This is a genomic window from Streptomyces toyocaensis, assembly GCF_000725125.1.
In the GTDB taxonomy this organism is placed as follows: Bacteria; Actinomycetota; Actinomycetes; order Streptomycetales; family Streptomycetaceae; genus Streptomyces; species Streptomyces toyocaensis.
On the sequence record NZ_JFCB01000022.1, the window covers coordinates 1 to 14,348 of the forward strand.

At 70.7% G+C, this 14,348-nt stretch carries 12 protein-coding genes and 1 pseudogene; 7 read left to right on the plus strand and 6 right to left on the minus strand.

The window, feature by feature from the left end:
- Positions 1-381 precede the first annotated feature (381 nt).
- Positions 382-654 carry a hypothetical protein gene (locus BU52_RS35335; RefSeq protein ID WP_157847899.1) on the minus strand — a complete coding sequence of 91 codons (273 nt, stop codon included), beginning with the start codon at positions 652-654 and terminating at the stop codon, positions 382-384.
- A gap of 207 nt (positions 655-861) precedes the next feature.
- On the opposite strand from BU52_RS35335, the gene BU52_RS32840 reads away from it, so the two are divergent.
- On the plus strand, positions 862-1,176 hold the full coding sequence (locus BU52_RS32840) for a hypothetical protein (RefSeq protein WP_051858464.1): 315 nt from the start codon (positions 862-864) through the stop codon (positions 1,174-1,176).
- 10 nt (positions 1,177-1,186) lie between these two features.
- On the opposite strand, the gene BU52_RS32845 is transcribed toward BU52_RS32840, so the two are convergent.
- The 4 genes from BU52_RS32845 to BU52_RS22000 all read right to left on the minus strand — a co-directional run bounded on the left by BU52_RS32845 (position 1,187) and on the right by BU52_RS22000 (position 7,238).
- Positions 1,187-3,862, minus strand: coding sequence for a hypothetical protein (locus tag BU52_RS32845; protein ID WP_051858471.1), 2,676 nt, complete (start codon positions 3,860-3,862; stop codon positions 1,187-1,189).
- A gap of 39 nt (positions 3,863-3,901) precedes the next feature.
- Positions 3,902-4,282 (minus strand): SDR family oxidoreductase, encoded by a 381-nt coding sequence (locus tag BU52_RS21990; protein ID WP_157847900.1) that lies wholly within the window; start codon positions 4,280-4,282, stop codon positions 3,902-3,904.
- A 127-nt stretch (positions 4,283-4,409) separates the two neighbouring features.
- Entirely contained in the window at positions 4,410-6,032 is a 1,623-nt protein-coding gene (locus BU52_RS21995; protein ID WP_037937094.1) for a VWA domain-containing protein, read from the minus strand.
- A gap of 9 nt (positions 6,033-6,041) precedes the next feature.
- A complete protein-coding gene (locus BU52_RS22000; RefSeq protein ID WP_037937096.1) occupies positions 6,042-7,238 on the minus strand; it encodes an AAA family ATPase in 1,197 nt (398 codons plus the stop codon).
- 335 nt (positions 7,239-7,573) lie between these two features.
- Here BU52_RS22000 and BU52_RS22005 point away from each other — a divergent pair, with 335 nt between their 5' ends.
- The 3 genes and pseudogenes from BU52_RS22005 to BU52_RS22010 all read left to right on the plus strand — a co-directional run bounded on the left by BU52_RS22005 (position 7,574) and on the right by BU52_RS22010 (position 10,492).
- Complete coding sequence (locus tag BU52_RS22005) at positions 7,574-9,187, plus strand: glycosyltransferase family 39 protein (protein WP_157847901.1); 1,614 nt, start codon at positions 7,574-7,576, stop codon at positions 9,185-9,187.
- 248 nt (positions 9,188-9,435) lie between these two features.
- A pseudogene (locus tag BU52_RS33905) lies at positions 9,436-9,642 on the plus strand (NAD(P)-binding domain-containing protein); the annotation flags it as partial.
- A 328-nt stretch (positions 9,643-9,970) separates the two neighbouring features.
- Entirely contained in the window at positions 9,971-10,492 is a 522-nt protein-coding gene (locus BU52_RS22010; protein ID WP_107061231.1) for a hypothetical protein, read from the plus strand.
- A 23-nt stretch (positions 10,493-10,515) separates the two neighbouring features.
- On the opposite strand, the gene BU52_RS22015 is transcribed toward BU52_RS22010, so the two are convergent.
- Entirely contained in the window at positions 10,516-11,484 is a 969-nt protein-coding gene (locus BU52_RS22015; RefSeq protein WP_037937105.1) for a GlxA family transcriptional regulator, read from the minus strand.
- 71 nt (positions 11,485-11,555) lie between these two features.
- On the opposite strand from BU52_RS22015, the gene BU52_RS22020 reads away from it, so the two are divergent.
- The 3 genes from BU52_RS22020 (at position 11,556) to BU52_RS22030 (ending at position 14,218) form a co-directional block, all read left to right on the plus strand.
- Entirely contained in the window at positions 11,556-12,284 is a 729-nt protein-coding gene (locus tag BU52_RS22020; protein WP_078903381.1) for an HD domain-containing protein, read from the plus strand.
- Between the two features lie 75 nt (positions 12,285-12,359).
- Positions 12,360-12,785, plus strand: coding sequence for a RidA family protein (locus BU52_RS22025; protein WP_037937109.1), 426 nt, complete (start codon positions 12,360-12,362; stop codon positions 12,783-12,785).
- Positions 12,786-12,844: 59 nt separating this feature from the next.
- Complete coding sequence (locus BU52_RS22030; RefSeq protein ID WP_235216396.1) at positions 12,845-14,218, plus strand: MFS transporter; 1,374 nt, start codon at positions 12,845-12,847, stop codon at positions 14,216-14,218.
- Positions 14,219-14,348 lie beyond the last annotated feature (130 nt).

Here is a 14,348-nt window from a genome sequence, read left to right on the forward strand (position 1 = left end):
GCACGGGTGCGATGCGGTGCTCGCGCCGCTGGAGGCAGACTTTCGCCAGGCCCCGGTAGCGGGCCCGGCACAGGCCGGTGACATCCAGGGCCTGGTTGATGGTGCCCTCGATGCTGACCGCGCCAGGATGCGATGCACAGGTTCAGGGCGGGGCAGTCACGGCAGTCGGAGCGGGCGAAGACGATCACGATGGCGTCGCGGCCGTGCTGCTTGACCGGGTGCCAGCCGGCACTGGTGCGGCCTTCGGGGCAGCGGACCTGGCGGGTCTTCCAGTCGATGCGGAAGGCGCTCTTGTCGTAGCCGGAGGGGGCCTTGGCCTGGGGCGAGTGGTCGAGCAGGCCGGGGTGACCATGGTGATGCCTTGAGCGGCGGCGGAGTGAATCAGATGGCGGAGGGGCAGCCGGAGTCGAGGTAGTGCTCGCCGGGTGTCACCGGACCTGCCGGGGCGGTGCCGGCCGTGCTGGCGGCGACCGGGACCGCCGCCGCGGCGGTGGCCGCTGCCGGGCGGCGGGCGTTCGCCTCCGGCTGGTGGCCCACGGCTGTACGGCGCTTTCCGCACCAGGTCACGCTGGTGGCCCGCTGCCTGACCGAGGCCGCCTCTATCCGCGCCGGTCGCCGCCTTGCATGGCCCATGACCACGGTGGTGGTGCTCAACGCCAGCGATGCCCTGCACGGCGCCGCCGGGCTGCTCGGCGGGCCGCACACCCGGTTCGTCCACAAGCTCGTGACCACCGAGAACGCCGCGCTGCGGCTGATCGGCCGCTTGACCCGCCACGGCGAACGGCGTACCCGGGTACTCGGGCCCGCCGACGCCGTATCGCGACGAGCCGGCCGCCCGCTTCCCCCCGTCTGCCGCTCCAGGTGCGGCCGTTCGCCGTCGCCGATGAAGGCGACCGGATCACCGACGTCGAACGCGTCCGGGCCCGGGACGCCTTCGGTATCCCGGCTGCGGAGGCGGCCGTGTGCCTGGTCGGCGGCTGTCACAAGGACATGGACGTCGTCGTCGCCGCCCTCGCCCGGCTCGGCGTCCCCCTGCACCTGCTGGTCGCCAGGACCCCGCTCGACCACGAGGTGGTCAGCGTCAGGGGCAACGGGCACGGCCGGATCGCGGGTCCGAACGGCTGCGAGCGGTCCGGACTCCGCAGGCGTCCCGGACGGGATCAGGGATTGGAGTGATCGTCGATCCTTACGCGGTCGAGCCTCCCCACCGCGAGGTCGTCGTGCGGGACCGCCCAGTAGATCGTCGACGACTCGAAGCCGTCCACGCCCGGCTTCCAGGTTGCCAGCAGCACCCACCCGTCGATGCCGGTCCGTTGCGAGACGTACGCGACGGGGTCGCCGTCGCCCTCGTTCTCGGCGGGTACCCGCCGAGCTCGAGATCGGGCAACCGACGGAACCTGTGGGGATGGTCCTCCAGGACGCTGTCCCACGCCGTGCGCAACAAGCGGTGGACGCTGGGGTGCCCTGGGATGTCGGCCAACCGGTGGGGGGCGCAGACCTCGTCGACTCCGTAGTCCGGCAGGGACGCCACGTACTCCACGTGCAGGTCGCCGGACACCTCGCACGTGAACTCGTCGGCGTCGATGTAACCGTCCGGGTCGAACTTGAGGTGCCGCTCCTCGACCGGCGTGCCCGCCGGGACGTACACCGCCGACCCCGAGGTCTCTCCCAGCCCGGGAGTCGCGAACAGCATCAGCGTGCCGGTTCCCGGAAGCGGCAGGTTCGTGGCGCCGTCGGGCAGCGCGCTCAGGTCGATCGTCGCGATGAGGGGGTCCGCCCATTCGTCGTCCGGTTCCTCGCCGGGCAGCCGCATGTCGGGCGGCAGCAGCACCGGTCCGCCCAGCCGGCCGACGACCGGTCCGGACCCCCGGGTGTTCAGCACGGCCGACGGGCGCGCGATCCCCAGCCACGCATCGATGTCCTCGCGGGGAACGCCCAGCTCCTCGGCTTTCTCCCGGAACCGGCCCAGCTCGTCGAGAGCCCTTGGGAACCACCTCCGCAGCACCTGCGGCGGGACGGGGGCCCCGGGTTCCCAGGCGGCGGCGGGCACGAGCTCCAGCGGGAACCACCCGGGCTCGACGGCGGTCCCTGCGCCGGCGGCCTCGACGGCTCTGGCGAGGACCGATCGCACCAGGTCACTGGTCTCCGTGGCCAGCGCGGCCCGAAGCGTCACGACCACGTCCGCCTCGCCCAGTTCCGCGAGCCACTCGGCCGCTGACGCGCGGGTCTTCGTTGCGCCGTCGCGCAGCCCTCGCTCCGCGGACGAGCGGGCCACCCGGTGCCGGGCGAGCACGCGCCGTGCACCGCGCCGGTAGCGGGTGTCGCTCAGCGCGAGACCGGTCAGCCGGGGCACCAGCACGTCGGGGACCACCGGGAAGTGGGCGAGGATCTTCAGCATCGCGGCGGTCGTCGGAGGGCAGGCGGCCCGGTCCGGTCCGGGGAGAAGCTCCAGGTACTCGTCCGCCAGGTCCAGCCGCTCGGCGAACAGGGGCCACCACCGCTCGGCGTCGGCCTCGGACATGCAGTCACCGATCGTCGGGCCGTACGTCCCGTCGGTGCGCACCGTGAGGAACGACGCGAGCCGTCGCGCGGGATCGGGCAGACCCTGGTCGGCCAGCACCCCGAACACGTCCCGCACGTCGGTGAGATCCTGCAGCCCCTCGGTCAGGTGAGCGGTGAAGAACCGGGCACCGGTCGCCAGCCCGGTCAGCGCCTCGTGAAGGTCCGGGGGCAGCGTGTCCGGCGGCACCGGCCGGCGAGCGGGAACCTCCAGCCCCGCCACCGGCTCGCGCTGCGCGCGCCCGCGTTCGGCCACGGTGCGCAGGGCCGCCGCCCGGTCGGCATCGTCCGGTATCGCGGAGAGCGCGGCGTCGATCGCCGCAGGGCCGCCGTCGAGCCCGGTCAGCTGCGCCAGCACCTCACGCAGTGCCTGAACGGGCGCGGTCAGGAGGTGCGGCGCGAGTAGCCCGGTCTGCGTGCGCGCGTCGAGGCGTGCGAGCTCGGCGAGCGCCGCGACCCTGACCCGCCGCTGGTCGTCGACCGCGAGCTGCGCCAGGAGCCCGCCGTGCACGGACGGGTCCCGGCTCACGAGCGCGACGGTCTTGATCTTTCCCAGGGTGGTGAGCAGGGGTGCCACCTCGGCGACGACGGCGGCGTGGCGGTTGAGGAAGGCCCGTCCGGCAGGGGTCTCGACCAGCTTGTCGAAGTCGTTGCGGATTGGTGCGTGCCGTTCGAGCAGCACGGTGAGGGTTACGCTCGTCGCGGCGTCCTCGGGGACGCCGCCGGCGACCGCCACGTCCCGGACGAAGTCGGGGGTCCATCGCGTCGCGATGAACTCCAGCGCGGGTGTCCTCCTCGGCTCATAGCCCAAGTGCGCCGCGTCGTTGACGACCAGGGCGAGCCAGGCCGGCACGCCCTGCGGGACGACGTCTGTCCTGACCCTTTTCCAGGAAGTTTCGTCGTAGTGGTCGAGCGTCACCTCGCGCGTCACGGCGAGCAGGACCCTGCCGAGCCGCGCGATCGCCGCGGGGTCCGCGGCCGCGTACACGACGCCGCGGGTGCGCTCGGCGGCGTACGCGGTCCAGCCGGGGTGCAGCGCGTCGAGCTGCGCGACGACGTCCGCAGAGACGAAGCCCTCGCGGCCCCCGGGCCCGGGCTCGTCGAGGAAGTCGATCAGCCGCCTCGCCTCCTCGGCAGGCAGCGCCTCCAGCGCCGAGAGCATCTCGGCCTCATCGCCGGACGGCCCGGCGCCTTGGAGCACATAGCCCACCGCCCGGTCGTAGGTTCCTCGGTCCACGGCCTTCAGGGGGGCGAGCGTGTCCCTGACCGCCTGGTCTGCATCGAGCTTGTCGTCATGTATCACGACGACATACCTACTCTCTCGGCCGCACCTGAAAGCAAGTCAGCTGGCCGGTTCGGTATCGCATATGGCCAAGACGCATCCCGGTACGAATCCGCAGTCACCCGCCCCGCACAGCCGCCGCGCCATCAGCCACGCATACACACGGGGTGCCGGGCGGCTCACCCGCCAGGCCGGTTTCGCGGTGCTGCCGACCCGTACGCGGTCGTGGTCGGCACCCACCGCCCTGAGCACCTCGCGTGCCACGTCGTCCGCGGTGATCTCGGGGCCAGTGGTGGCCCGCCGCACACCCTCCGTACGGGACTCCTCGGCCATGCCGCCCGCCACGAAGGTCAGACGCCCCAGCGTGATCGAGATCGTCTGCGGCGCCAACTCCGGCCGCAGCGCGGAGAACACAACGGTCAGCGCATGCCTGGCACCCACGTACGCGGGCCAGTGATGTCACCGTGTCACAGCAGGAGAGAGCCGACCAGGGCAGACGAGCCCGGGGCAAGCCTCGGCTCTCCACCCATGGGTCATGGGCCGGCGTCACGCCAGTGGTGGCGCCCCGTCAGATGAGGCGGAACAGGTCGGCGGCGGTGTGGACGTCCGTAAGGTCGTCAATGGTACGGAGGTTGTCGCACAGGGACTCCAGGACCGATCCGGACGCGGTGGCGGAGTCCGGGGTGGCGACGGCCACGCCGAAGAGACGGAAGCCCAGGCGGCGCTTGGCGTCGTTCCAGCCGCGCACCCACGTCTCCGTCACCTCGCAGGCGTCGTCGGTGATCATCACGATGTCACCGCGTCTGCGGGCCGTGTCGTTGAACTCCCGCTCCAGCAGGTCCACGGCCGTGCTCAGGGGACGCTGGAAGTCCGTGCCGCCGCCGAGGAAGGTCTCCGCGAAGCCGAGGACATCGGTGACGGGGGCGGGCCGACCGGCGGGGAAGCGGAAGACCCGGATCTTGTCGGCGGCGGAGAAGAGGATGCCGACGAAGTCACGTCCGGCGTGGCGGGCCTGGTCGAACAGGGCCAGGGCGCATGCCTTGGACCAGGCCTCGCGGGTGACCCCACCGGGCCCCTCCGCGTACATGGAGTGCGAGGTGTCCACACACGCGATGACGGCGCCCTGTCCGGTGGTCTGCTCGCCCTGGGAGTCGTACAGCATCAGCTCCCCGGCGGCGTAGCGCGCGGCGAACACCGCGCGCAGCTCCGGCACACCGAGGACCGCCAGCTCGGAGGGGATGACCCGGGAGAGGTCGTCGCCGAGGGTGACACCGACCAGTTCGCCCGTGACGTTCTCCACCTTGCGGGCGCGCTCGCCGCCGGCCATCCGCCGGAAACGGCCGATGAGTTCGGCCCACTGCGCGAGCCTGCCGGCGCGCAGCCGCTCGGCGAGCCGCGCGCGCTCGTCGAACGGCATCCGCACCGGCTCGCCGGAACCGACGCCCCACGCGCGCATCAGCGCGGCCTCCTGCCGGACCGCCTCGGCCGCTGTCGCCGTCGCGTTCCGTGCGGCGGCACGGATGCCGGGAAGCGCCACAGCGAGGGCCCGCGCGGCGGCACGGGCTTCCTGCCGGACGGTGGCCTCGGCAGCTTCGGCCGCCTCGATCGATCGGCGTACGGCATCGGCAGCCGAAGCGGGAACGGCGCCGTTCTCGTCGGCCTCCTCGGCGGCCTGCCGCAGCGCCTCGCACACGGCGCTCGCCGCGGTCACGGCCTCCTGGTGGGCCCTGTCCGCCCCCGCGGCCCGGTCTCCGGCCTCCTGGGAGCGCTCGAGGAGACCGCGCAGTACGGAGGCCTGGGCGAGTACGGCCAGGGCGGCGGCATATGAGTCACCGGCTGTCTCCCGGTGCAGCCCGGCGAACTCCGGCGAGTGCAGCAGTGAGGCGACGACCCGGTGGTTGACCATGTGGGACGGGGCCATCTCCGCGCGGTCGCGCAGGCGCGGGGCGGCCTGGTAGGCGGCCAGAAACACGTCCGCGAGGAGGTCGGGGGCGGGGACGTGGCGGGAGCGCAGCTCGGCCGCCAGCTCGCGCAACCCCGCCGACTGCTCGTATACGTCCCGCCACGCGAACCGGTCGAACGGATCCGCGACCACGGCCGCCTTGTGCCGTCCGGCAGTGGCGGCGGACAGGGACAGCCACTTCCCGCAGCTGCCCGCCAGCTCGTCGAATCTGCTGTGCGTGTCACTCATGGTGCCGCCTCATGGCTGTGCCTGCAGCATGCTCGCGTCCATGCCGAGGGCCTCGGTGAGGACACGGGCGCGGACCGCGCGCTGACGGCCGGTGACCCGGTCGATGGCGGTGGTGGAACGGCCGGCGTTCGCCGCCTCCTCCCGCAGTCGCTCCAGGCGCTTGCCTGCCATGGCGAGCTTGTGGTGAGCGTTCTTGATGACCCACTCGCTCAGTGCCTCACGGGACTGACCGGCCATGGCGTCGAGTTGGGTCTCCAGCTCCTCGATGACGTCGGCCAGGTCCAGCGCCTCCTTGGCGTCCGGGTTGACCAGATGCAGCACCTCCCGCTCCACGGCCGGGCGTTGGGTTGGGGAGTCCCACAGCACATGCGTCAGCACCGACAGATCGGTCTCCGCCACCGCGGTGCGCCCGTCGAGGTACGCGGACGCCTGGAGCAGCCGCACCGCCTGCCGCCAGCGCCGGTCGGAGACGACGAGTTCCTTGCGGCGCAGGGCGGCCCGCAGCGTCACCACCGCGTCCACGATCACGTCGGGGACCTCCACGGCCGGGACGGCCTCGGCCACGGCCTGCCGCAACGCGGCCAGTTCCACGGTGGTCGGGGGCGTCGGTGCCGTCGGCCGGCCGACGGCCGACCGCACCAGCGCGGCGAAGTTCGACGGATCCTCCAGGTAGCCGACCTCGATGCGCACCAGGAGCCGGTCGTAGATGGCGGCGGAATCCTCCCCGCTGGGGAGTTCGTTGCTCGCCGTGATGGCCCCGATCAGAGGACAGCGAACCGGGGCACCCCCGTTCTCCGGGTGGTAGATCCGCTCGTTGAGGAAGCCCAGCGTCTCGTTGAGCGCGGCCGTCGAGCACTTGAAGATCTCGTCGATGAACGCGACGTGCGCGGTCGTGGCGCGACCGTCGTAGACCTGCCGGTACTCGCCCCGGGCCAGCGCGGCGACGTCGATGGGACCGAACATCCGCGTCGGCGCGGTGAACTTCGACAGCAGGATCTCCCAGTAGGCCGCCCCCTCGATCCGGCCCGTCAGCTCCCGCGCCAGCTCCGACTTCGCCGTACCGGGCGGGCCGAGCACGAGCGAGTGCTGACCGGCCAGCAGCGTCACCACCAGCGTCCGTACGACGTCCGCCCGCTCGTAGAAGCGGTCCGACAGCTCATCGCACACGGCGCGCAGCCTGCGGGCCATGTCCTGTGCGTCCTCCATGTTGCACTCCTCGCCTGTGACGCCCCGCGCGCTGCTGGGGCGGCCGGTTCCCCGAAGTTACGCCAATGGACGTGCGGTGGCCGTCTCCGGTGTCGCACAGGAGTCCTCACTGCCAGGAAGTGGCCGGCACCACACCAGGTGTCGGACGGCCTTCCCATCCTCGCCGAAACCCCTGCCCGACTCGAACGGCGGGGCGTCGTATGTGGTGAGAGAGTCTCAGTCGACAGGACGCGCTCGTTCCGGCAAACGACCGAGCACGCGTCGCGCCGTCGCATGCGAAGCGTTCACCGAGCGGGGGCGCACCGTTCACCTGCTGATTCAGTACGCCGGAGATGATGGGCATCGTGGCGGCTGAGGTCGAGGCGGGCTCGATGCGAGGAAGTCGTGACACACTTCCAGCCGGTACCCGCTGTGGAAAGCTACGTTCCGGTGCCGCCTTCCACGTCCCCGCGCTGACGACACTGGCAGGTTGCCTGCGGGGATTGGGCGAACGGAGCAGCTGGCGGGACGAACACGCCACCTGGTGGGCCGCATCGCTGTCCCTCGGCGACCTGTACGAGCTCACGCGCCATGTGGACCTGGCCCTCGTGCCGTACTACGTGTTCATGCACCTCTGGGTGTCGGTGTCGGGCGATTCCCTCACCGTCCTGCGGCTGCCCTCCGCACTCGCCATGGCGACGGCCGGCGGACTGGTCGGACTTCTCGGCCGCAGGATGACCCGTAGCCTCCGGGGCGGACTCGTTGCCGGCACGCTCTTCGCGATCGTCCCGACTGTCGCGCGCTACGGGCAGGAAGCACGGCCGTACGCCTTGGCCATGCTGGCGGCCCTGTTGAGCTTTCTCGCACTGCTGCGTGCGCTGGAACGGCCGACACCGCGACGATGGGTGCTCTACACGGTGACCGTCCCTCTCATGGGCTGGTCCCACATGGTGGCCCTGACCGCGCTGATCGCCCACCTCGGGACAGTGCTGAGCGTGCGGGGCGAGGGCGACCGGGGCAGTGTGACCGCGTGGTCGGCGGCGGTGACCGCCGGGCTGACGCCCGTCGTTCCGCTGGTCGTCCTCGCCAGTGGCCAGGCTCAGCAGATCGCCTGGAACACACCCGCATGGAACGACATCGTTTCCATGCCGTACATGCTCTTCCGGTCTCCGGCGGCGGCCGTCGTGATCGGCGGCGCGGTGATCGCGCTCACCAGGGCGCGGCGATGGCGGCTGCCCCGGGAGCCGGGATCCGGCGCTGACGCCGTGACCCCACTCATCCCGCTCGCACTGTGGGCTCTGGCCCCTTTCCTGATCACTGTGGTGACGGCGTGGTGGCTGCATCTGTTCCTGGACCGCTATCTGCTCTTCACCGTCCCCGCATGGATCCTGTTGGCGACCATCGGCATCCAGCGTCTCACCGCCCGGCCGGGCCGAGGAGTGACCCTCGTCCTGATTGCCGTGCTGAGTGCCTGCGTGCCCTTCGGCCGCGAGGCCATCGCCCGTAACACCCCCCGCGAGCCGGACTACCACTCCGTGGCCACCACGATCCTCGCCGGTCAGCGCCCGGGGGACGCCATCGCCTACACCCATCACCGCAATGCCCGCCGGCCCTCGACTACGAGCTGCGCCAAGGCCCCAGACCCACGGACGTCTTCCTGTACGAGACCCCCCAGCAACGCGGAAGCTACGAAGCCGGGGAGTGCCCGGACCCCGTCAGTTGCGCCACCGCGTACCGTCGCATCTGGCTCGTCTCCGCCGGCCGTGGCGGCGATCCGTTCGCCGGTATGGCGGCGCAGAAGGCACACCTGCTCAAGGAGAAGTTCCGCATCCAGCGCAGCACGGAACTGGCGAATGTTGAGCTGTTCCTGCTGGAACGGCCCTCCTGAAGCGTACGCCCCCACGACGACCACGCGGCGACGACAGCGGCCGTCCCGGTCCGTCCACGGTCGGCGTCGTCTTCGGCATTGAAGACCCCAGCCTTCTCGATGTGCTCGTTCATTCGTCAGTCCATGCGGAGCGTTGTTATTGCCTTCAACGAAGGGGCGCCCTCCGCCGGACCGGGCAAAAAAGGGCATGTGACCGCGTGCTGACCGACGCGAGCGCCGAGATACCGGCCGGGTGCGTGCACCGGCTGTGGCCCTACCAGGACGCACCGTCACAAGCTTGGTGACGGACCTCACCCGGGTCGAACGAAGGTGCGGTCGTAAGGTCTGCGCATGACCTCTACCGACGGCGCACAGCCGCCCGCCAAGGCCCCCGCCAAGGACCCGTGGGACCTGCCCGACGTGTCCGGGCTCGTCGTCGGCGTGCTCGGCGGCACCGGGCCACAGGGCAAGGGCCTGGCCCACCGGCTCGCCAAGGCCGGCCAGAAGGTGATCATCGGGGGGCGTCTTCGCCGGGCGGCTGCGGGGCGCCCACCAGGTGGAGTCGCTGGTCGCCAACCTGATCTCCGTCAACCGCCGCTACAAGGCGCACGCCGGGCTCCGCGTCACGGACGCATGAGAGGGCGGCTCAGAACGGCGAGCGAGGACCGCGGTGCAGGCATCTGCTCACACAGGCCGGGTTGCGCAACGGAGACGGTGCACCTGGTCAAGGCTTCCCCGTGGATGACCGGACGATGCGGTGCGGCGCCGACGGGGGGCGGCGCCGCACCGCGGTTCAGTCTAGCTGACGAACCTGACGGATGATCAACTGAAGTTCTGGCACAGGGGTGATGGCCGTACGTCCCACCGGCCACGGCATGATGCAGCCATGCGAAACGCGACTGGCGAACGAGCAACACTGGCCGTCTTCCTGTCCGCGGCACTCGCCGTGCTGACCGTGGGCTGCGCGAACACCGGTGACGGCCCATCCGCCGACACTCCTGCCAGCGGCGTCACCTCCTCCCCCGGCGGGGTCAGCGTGCGTATCGCCGGTATCGACCTGGCGATAACCAACGCCGTCGCACACCTCGACCGCTCCGGCGGCGGCACTCTGGCCATGTCCGTGCGGAACAACAGCAGTGTGCCGGAACACCTCGGCATGGTCGCAACGTCTACCGACGGCAGAGGCGTGCTGGTCGGCGGCAGTTCCACGGAGGGAAACGGGTCACTGTCCAGCGCGGGAATTCTGCTGCAGCCGGGCTCCATCGTCACCTTTGACGCCGACGGAAACGGTCCGAGCGTGGAACTCCCTCAGGCGCAGAGCACGGAGGCTCGGCGCACACTGCCGGTCACGCTCCAGTTCGGGGTGGCCGGGCTGGTTCACCTCCAAGCGCGCGTTTCCACGGACTGAACGCCGGTTCGCAGGAGCCGGCCTCAGGTGCCCGGGTTCGGCACGTGGCGGTTGAAGGCGTGGCGGTAGGCGGTCGGGGTGGTGTCGAGTGCGCGGCGGAAGTGCAGGCGCAGATTGGCGGCCGAGCCCAGGCCGGAGTCACGTGCCACGCGGTCGATGGAATGATCGGTGGTCTCCAGGAGCTCGCGTGCCAGGCCGAGCCGGGCGCCCACCAGCCACTGCAGTGGCGTTGTGCCTGTCTCCTCGGTGAACCGGCGCATGAAGGAGCGTTCCGACATGTCGGCGTGGCGGGCGAGCTGGGTGACGGTGAGCGTCTCATCCAGGCGTTCCAGGGCCCATGCCCGTGTGTCCGCCAGTGCCGTGTCTCCGGCGTCGGCGACGGGTGCGGGTACGTACTGGGCCTGACCGCCCTCGCGGTGGGGTGCGGCAACGATGCCCCGGGCAATCTGGTTGGCCGTCACCGCGCCCAGGTCGCGGCGCACGATGTGCAGGCACAGGTCGATGCCGCAGCACACCCCGGCAGACGTGAGGATGTCACCCTGGTCCACGTAGAGCACGTCGCGGTCCACATTCACAGCGGGATAGGTACGTTCGAGTTCGTCGGTGTACTGCCAGTGGGTGGTGGCATGGAGCCCGTCGAGCAGGCCGGCTGCGGCCAGCACGAAGGCGCCGGTGCAGATCGACACCACGCGGCGGCCCCGGTCATGGGCCGTGGTCAGCGCGTCGAGCACCTCCTGCGGCAGTGGCTCTTCCCGAGGCCGGAATCCTTGCCCGAACCCCGGGACGATCAGTGTGTCGGCCGAGTCGAGGCCGTCCAGACCGCCGGTGACGGCCAGCGCGAAACCGCTGGTGGTGGGGACAGGACTTGCTGGTCCGCATACGGAGAGCTGGTACGGGGTTTCCGCGCGGGGAGCGAAAATCTGCAAGGGGATGGCCAGGTCGAGCGGCGCCATCCCCTCCAGGGCCAGTACGACCACTCGATGGACGGTCATGGCATCATCCTAACGAAAAGAGGCATTTCTGCCACTCGTCGAGGCACCGCTCCGCGACGAGGCTTAATGCCATGACCGGATCTGTTTCCCAACCGGCTCCCGAGTCGGCTTCCGGCGAGACGAGCGGCACGACGGGCGGCACGACGGGCGATGTGACATCCCTGCCCGACACTCCCCTGGCCCACGCCGCGCTGAGCCTGGTGACCGGTACCGAATCGCCCTCCATCGCCAACCACAGCATCCGCAGTTACCTGTTCGCGCGACTGGTGGCTCGTCGCCTCGGGATGGTCGCGGGGCGTGACCACGACGAACGGCTGCTCTTCCTCGCCTGCGTGCTGCACGACCTCGGGCTGTCACCCGAGGGCGAGCACACCCAGCGGTTCGAAGTGGTCGGCGCCGACCGCGCCGCCGAGTTCCTCACCGAACACGGGCTGCCCGCTTCCGAGATCGACGCGGTGTGGGAGGCCATCGCCCTGCACACCACGTCACAGATCGCGGAGCGCCGCGGTGCGCTGTCTCTGCTGGTGCGGGAGGGCGTCTGCGTGGATTTCGGCGGTGTCATCGGCCCCGGGATCGCGCCGGACGCCGTGAGCGACGAGCAGGCACATGAAATCCATGAGCTCTACCCCCGTCTGTCGATGATCAGCTCGATCGTCGAGGCCATGGCCACCCAGGCTGCCAGACACCCGGCGAACGGACCACGCTACTCCGTCGGCGGAGAACTGCTCCGTGAGCGCGGCAGTCCTCCGCGGACAACGCGCATGGAGGAAGCCGCGCGCACCTCCCGATGGGGCAGCTGACCGGAACCGGATCCGACCGGAAAACACCCACGAGGGCAGAACAACGCGCTGTCCACCATGAAAGGACTACTCACCGTGACCACGTACGCCGTCAGCATCCCTGAGGACTCCGAAGTATTCGGAACGACGACCGGGGGGTTCACGCGTTTCGAGTACTCAGCCGCGGTCCGGGCCCACGGACTGCTCTTCATCGCCGGCCAGGTGGGGTACCGGCCCGACGGCAGCCTTCCCGAGACCATCGAGGAGCAGACCGAATGGGTACTGCGCCGCACCGAGGAGGTGCTGCGTCTCGAAGGGCTGGCCTTGTCCGACCTCGTCGAGGTGGTCAGCTACCACCCGGACATGCAGAAGCACCTGGCCGGCTTCCTCGAGGTCAAGAAGCGCTTCGTCAAGGAGCCGTTCCCTGCCTGGTCGATGATCGGGGTGTCCGGCCTGGCCCGGCCGGAGTTCCTGCTCGAGGTGCGGGCCGTCGCCGCCTACCCGGACGGGCACACACGGTAGCCACTTCACCCGAACAATGACCAACGGCGCCTCTGCCGGCGGCCACCGAGGACACCCCGATGCCACTGCCGGCGTTTCTGCCCCGCTCCACCGAGGTGATGGTGAAACCCGCCCGTTCCTCTAACGAAAACGCCTCACGGCACGGCGCACCTGCGGTATGCCCGCAGCGTCCCGGCATCGGCGGCCTGGTACTGCTGGCCTCGATCGTCATGTCCTTCCTGGCTGCCTCCAGCGCGCCGACGCCGCTGTACGCGACATACGCGACCGAATGGCACTTCTCGTCGATCACCACCACAGTGGTCTTCGGCGTCTACGCGATCGCCGTGCTGGCGTCACTGCTCGTGTTCGGACGGATCTCCGACCACATCGGACGTCGCCCGGTGCTGCTGGCCGCGCTCGGCCTGCAGACCGCCGCGCTCGTGGTCCTCGTCACCGCGGGAGGCGTGGAAGCGCTGCTGCTTGGGCGGATACTCCAGGGCCTTTCCACCGGCGGCGCCCTCGGTGCGCTGGGGGCCGCGATGCTGGACATCGACCGGCACCGCGGTGCCCTCGCCAACTCCGCGGCTCCGGGCGTGGGTACCGGCACGGGCGCGCTGGTGTCCGGACTGCTGGTTCAGTACGCACCGGCGCCCACACATCTGGTGTATGTGCTGCTCATTGGGGTGTTCGTCATCCAGGGCGTCGCCGTGATCCGCATGCCGGAGACCGTCAGCCGCAAGCCGGGCGCGCGCGCCGCCCTGGTCCCGGAACTGGCCGCCCCACCCGGCGTGCGTGGGGCAGTGCTCGTGGCGGCGCCGATGCTCTTCGCCACGTGGGCGCTCGCCGGTTTCCACGGTTCGCTCGGTCCGGCACTCGCCCGGCAACTGTCCGGCTCCGACTCGACGGTAACAGCCGGGCTGGGCCTCTTCCTGGTAGCTGCCACGGGGGCGCTGTCCGCCGTCGCGTTCGGCCGTATCTCACCGCGTGCGGGCATGTTGCTGGGCGGCCTGTTGCTCGCGGTGGCGTCCTTGGCCACGCTGGCGGCCATCGACGAGGAGTCGACACTCGGATTCTTCGGCAGCACATTCATCGCCGGTGTCGGTTTCGGCGCCGGAACCCAGGGCGCGATCCGGACGGTTGTCACGCGCGCGACGCCGGCCGAGCGGGCGGGGGTGATGTCCGTCCTCTTCGTCGTCTGCTACCTCGGCATGGGAGTGCCCTCGGTCGTCGCCGGGGTGCTGGTCGTGCACGGCGGGGGACTCCTCACCGCAGCCCGCGCGTACACGGTGTTCGTCCTCGTCCTCGTGGTCGCGGCCATGCTCGGACTGCTGCTGACGAACCGTTCGGCACGGTCCGGTGGATCCTCCAAGGCCGATCACGCCACGTGTGGGCACCCGGCGCCTGCGTCGGCGGCCGCTGGTTCACCGACCGCCGAAGCAAGGCGCGCGAACTGAGGGTGTCGGCGTGCCCGCGATCGCCTCCTCCTCAGGTGTTGCACGACAGCGCTGGCAGGCCCCTCGATCGGGGACGTCGTGGCGGAAGTCTGTTGAAACAGGCAGTCCCGCTCATCGTCGAATGAGCGTA

Bases quoted from the DNA above. Each gene is read 5' to 3' on its own strand.
- BU52_RS22020 (WP_078903381.1), top strand. From the start codon at position 11,556: ATGACCGGATCTGTTTCCCAACCGGCTCCCGAGTCGGCTTCCGGCGAG.
- BU52_RS21995 (WP_037937094.1), bottom strand. From the start codon at position 6,032: ATGAGTGACACGCACAGCAGATTCGACGAGCTGGCGGGCAGCTGCGGG.
- BU52_RS22015 (WP_037937105.1), bottom strand. From the start codon at position 11,484: ATGACCGTCCATCGAGTGGTCGTACTGGCCCTGGAGGGGATGGCGCCG.
- BU52_RS22000 (WP_037937096.1), bottom strand. From the start codon at position 7,238: ATGGAGGACGCACAGGACATGGCCCGCAGGCTGCGCGCCGTGTGCGAT.
- BU52_RS22005 (WP_157847901.1), top strand. From the start codon at position 7,574: ATGGGCATCGTGGCGGCTGAGGTCGAGGCGGGCTCGATGCGAGGAAGT.
- BU52_RS22030 (WP_235216396.1), top strand. From the start codon at position 12,845: ATGCCACTGCCGGCGTTTCTGCCCCGCTCCACCGAGGTGATGGTGAAA.
- BU52_RS22010 (WP_107061231.1), top strand. From the start codon at position 9,971: ATGCGAAACGCGACTGGCGAACGAGCAACACTGGCCGTCTTCCTGTCC.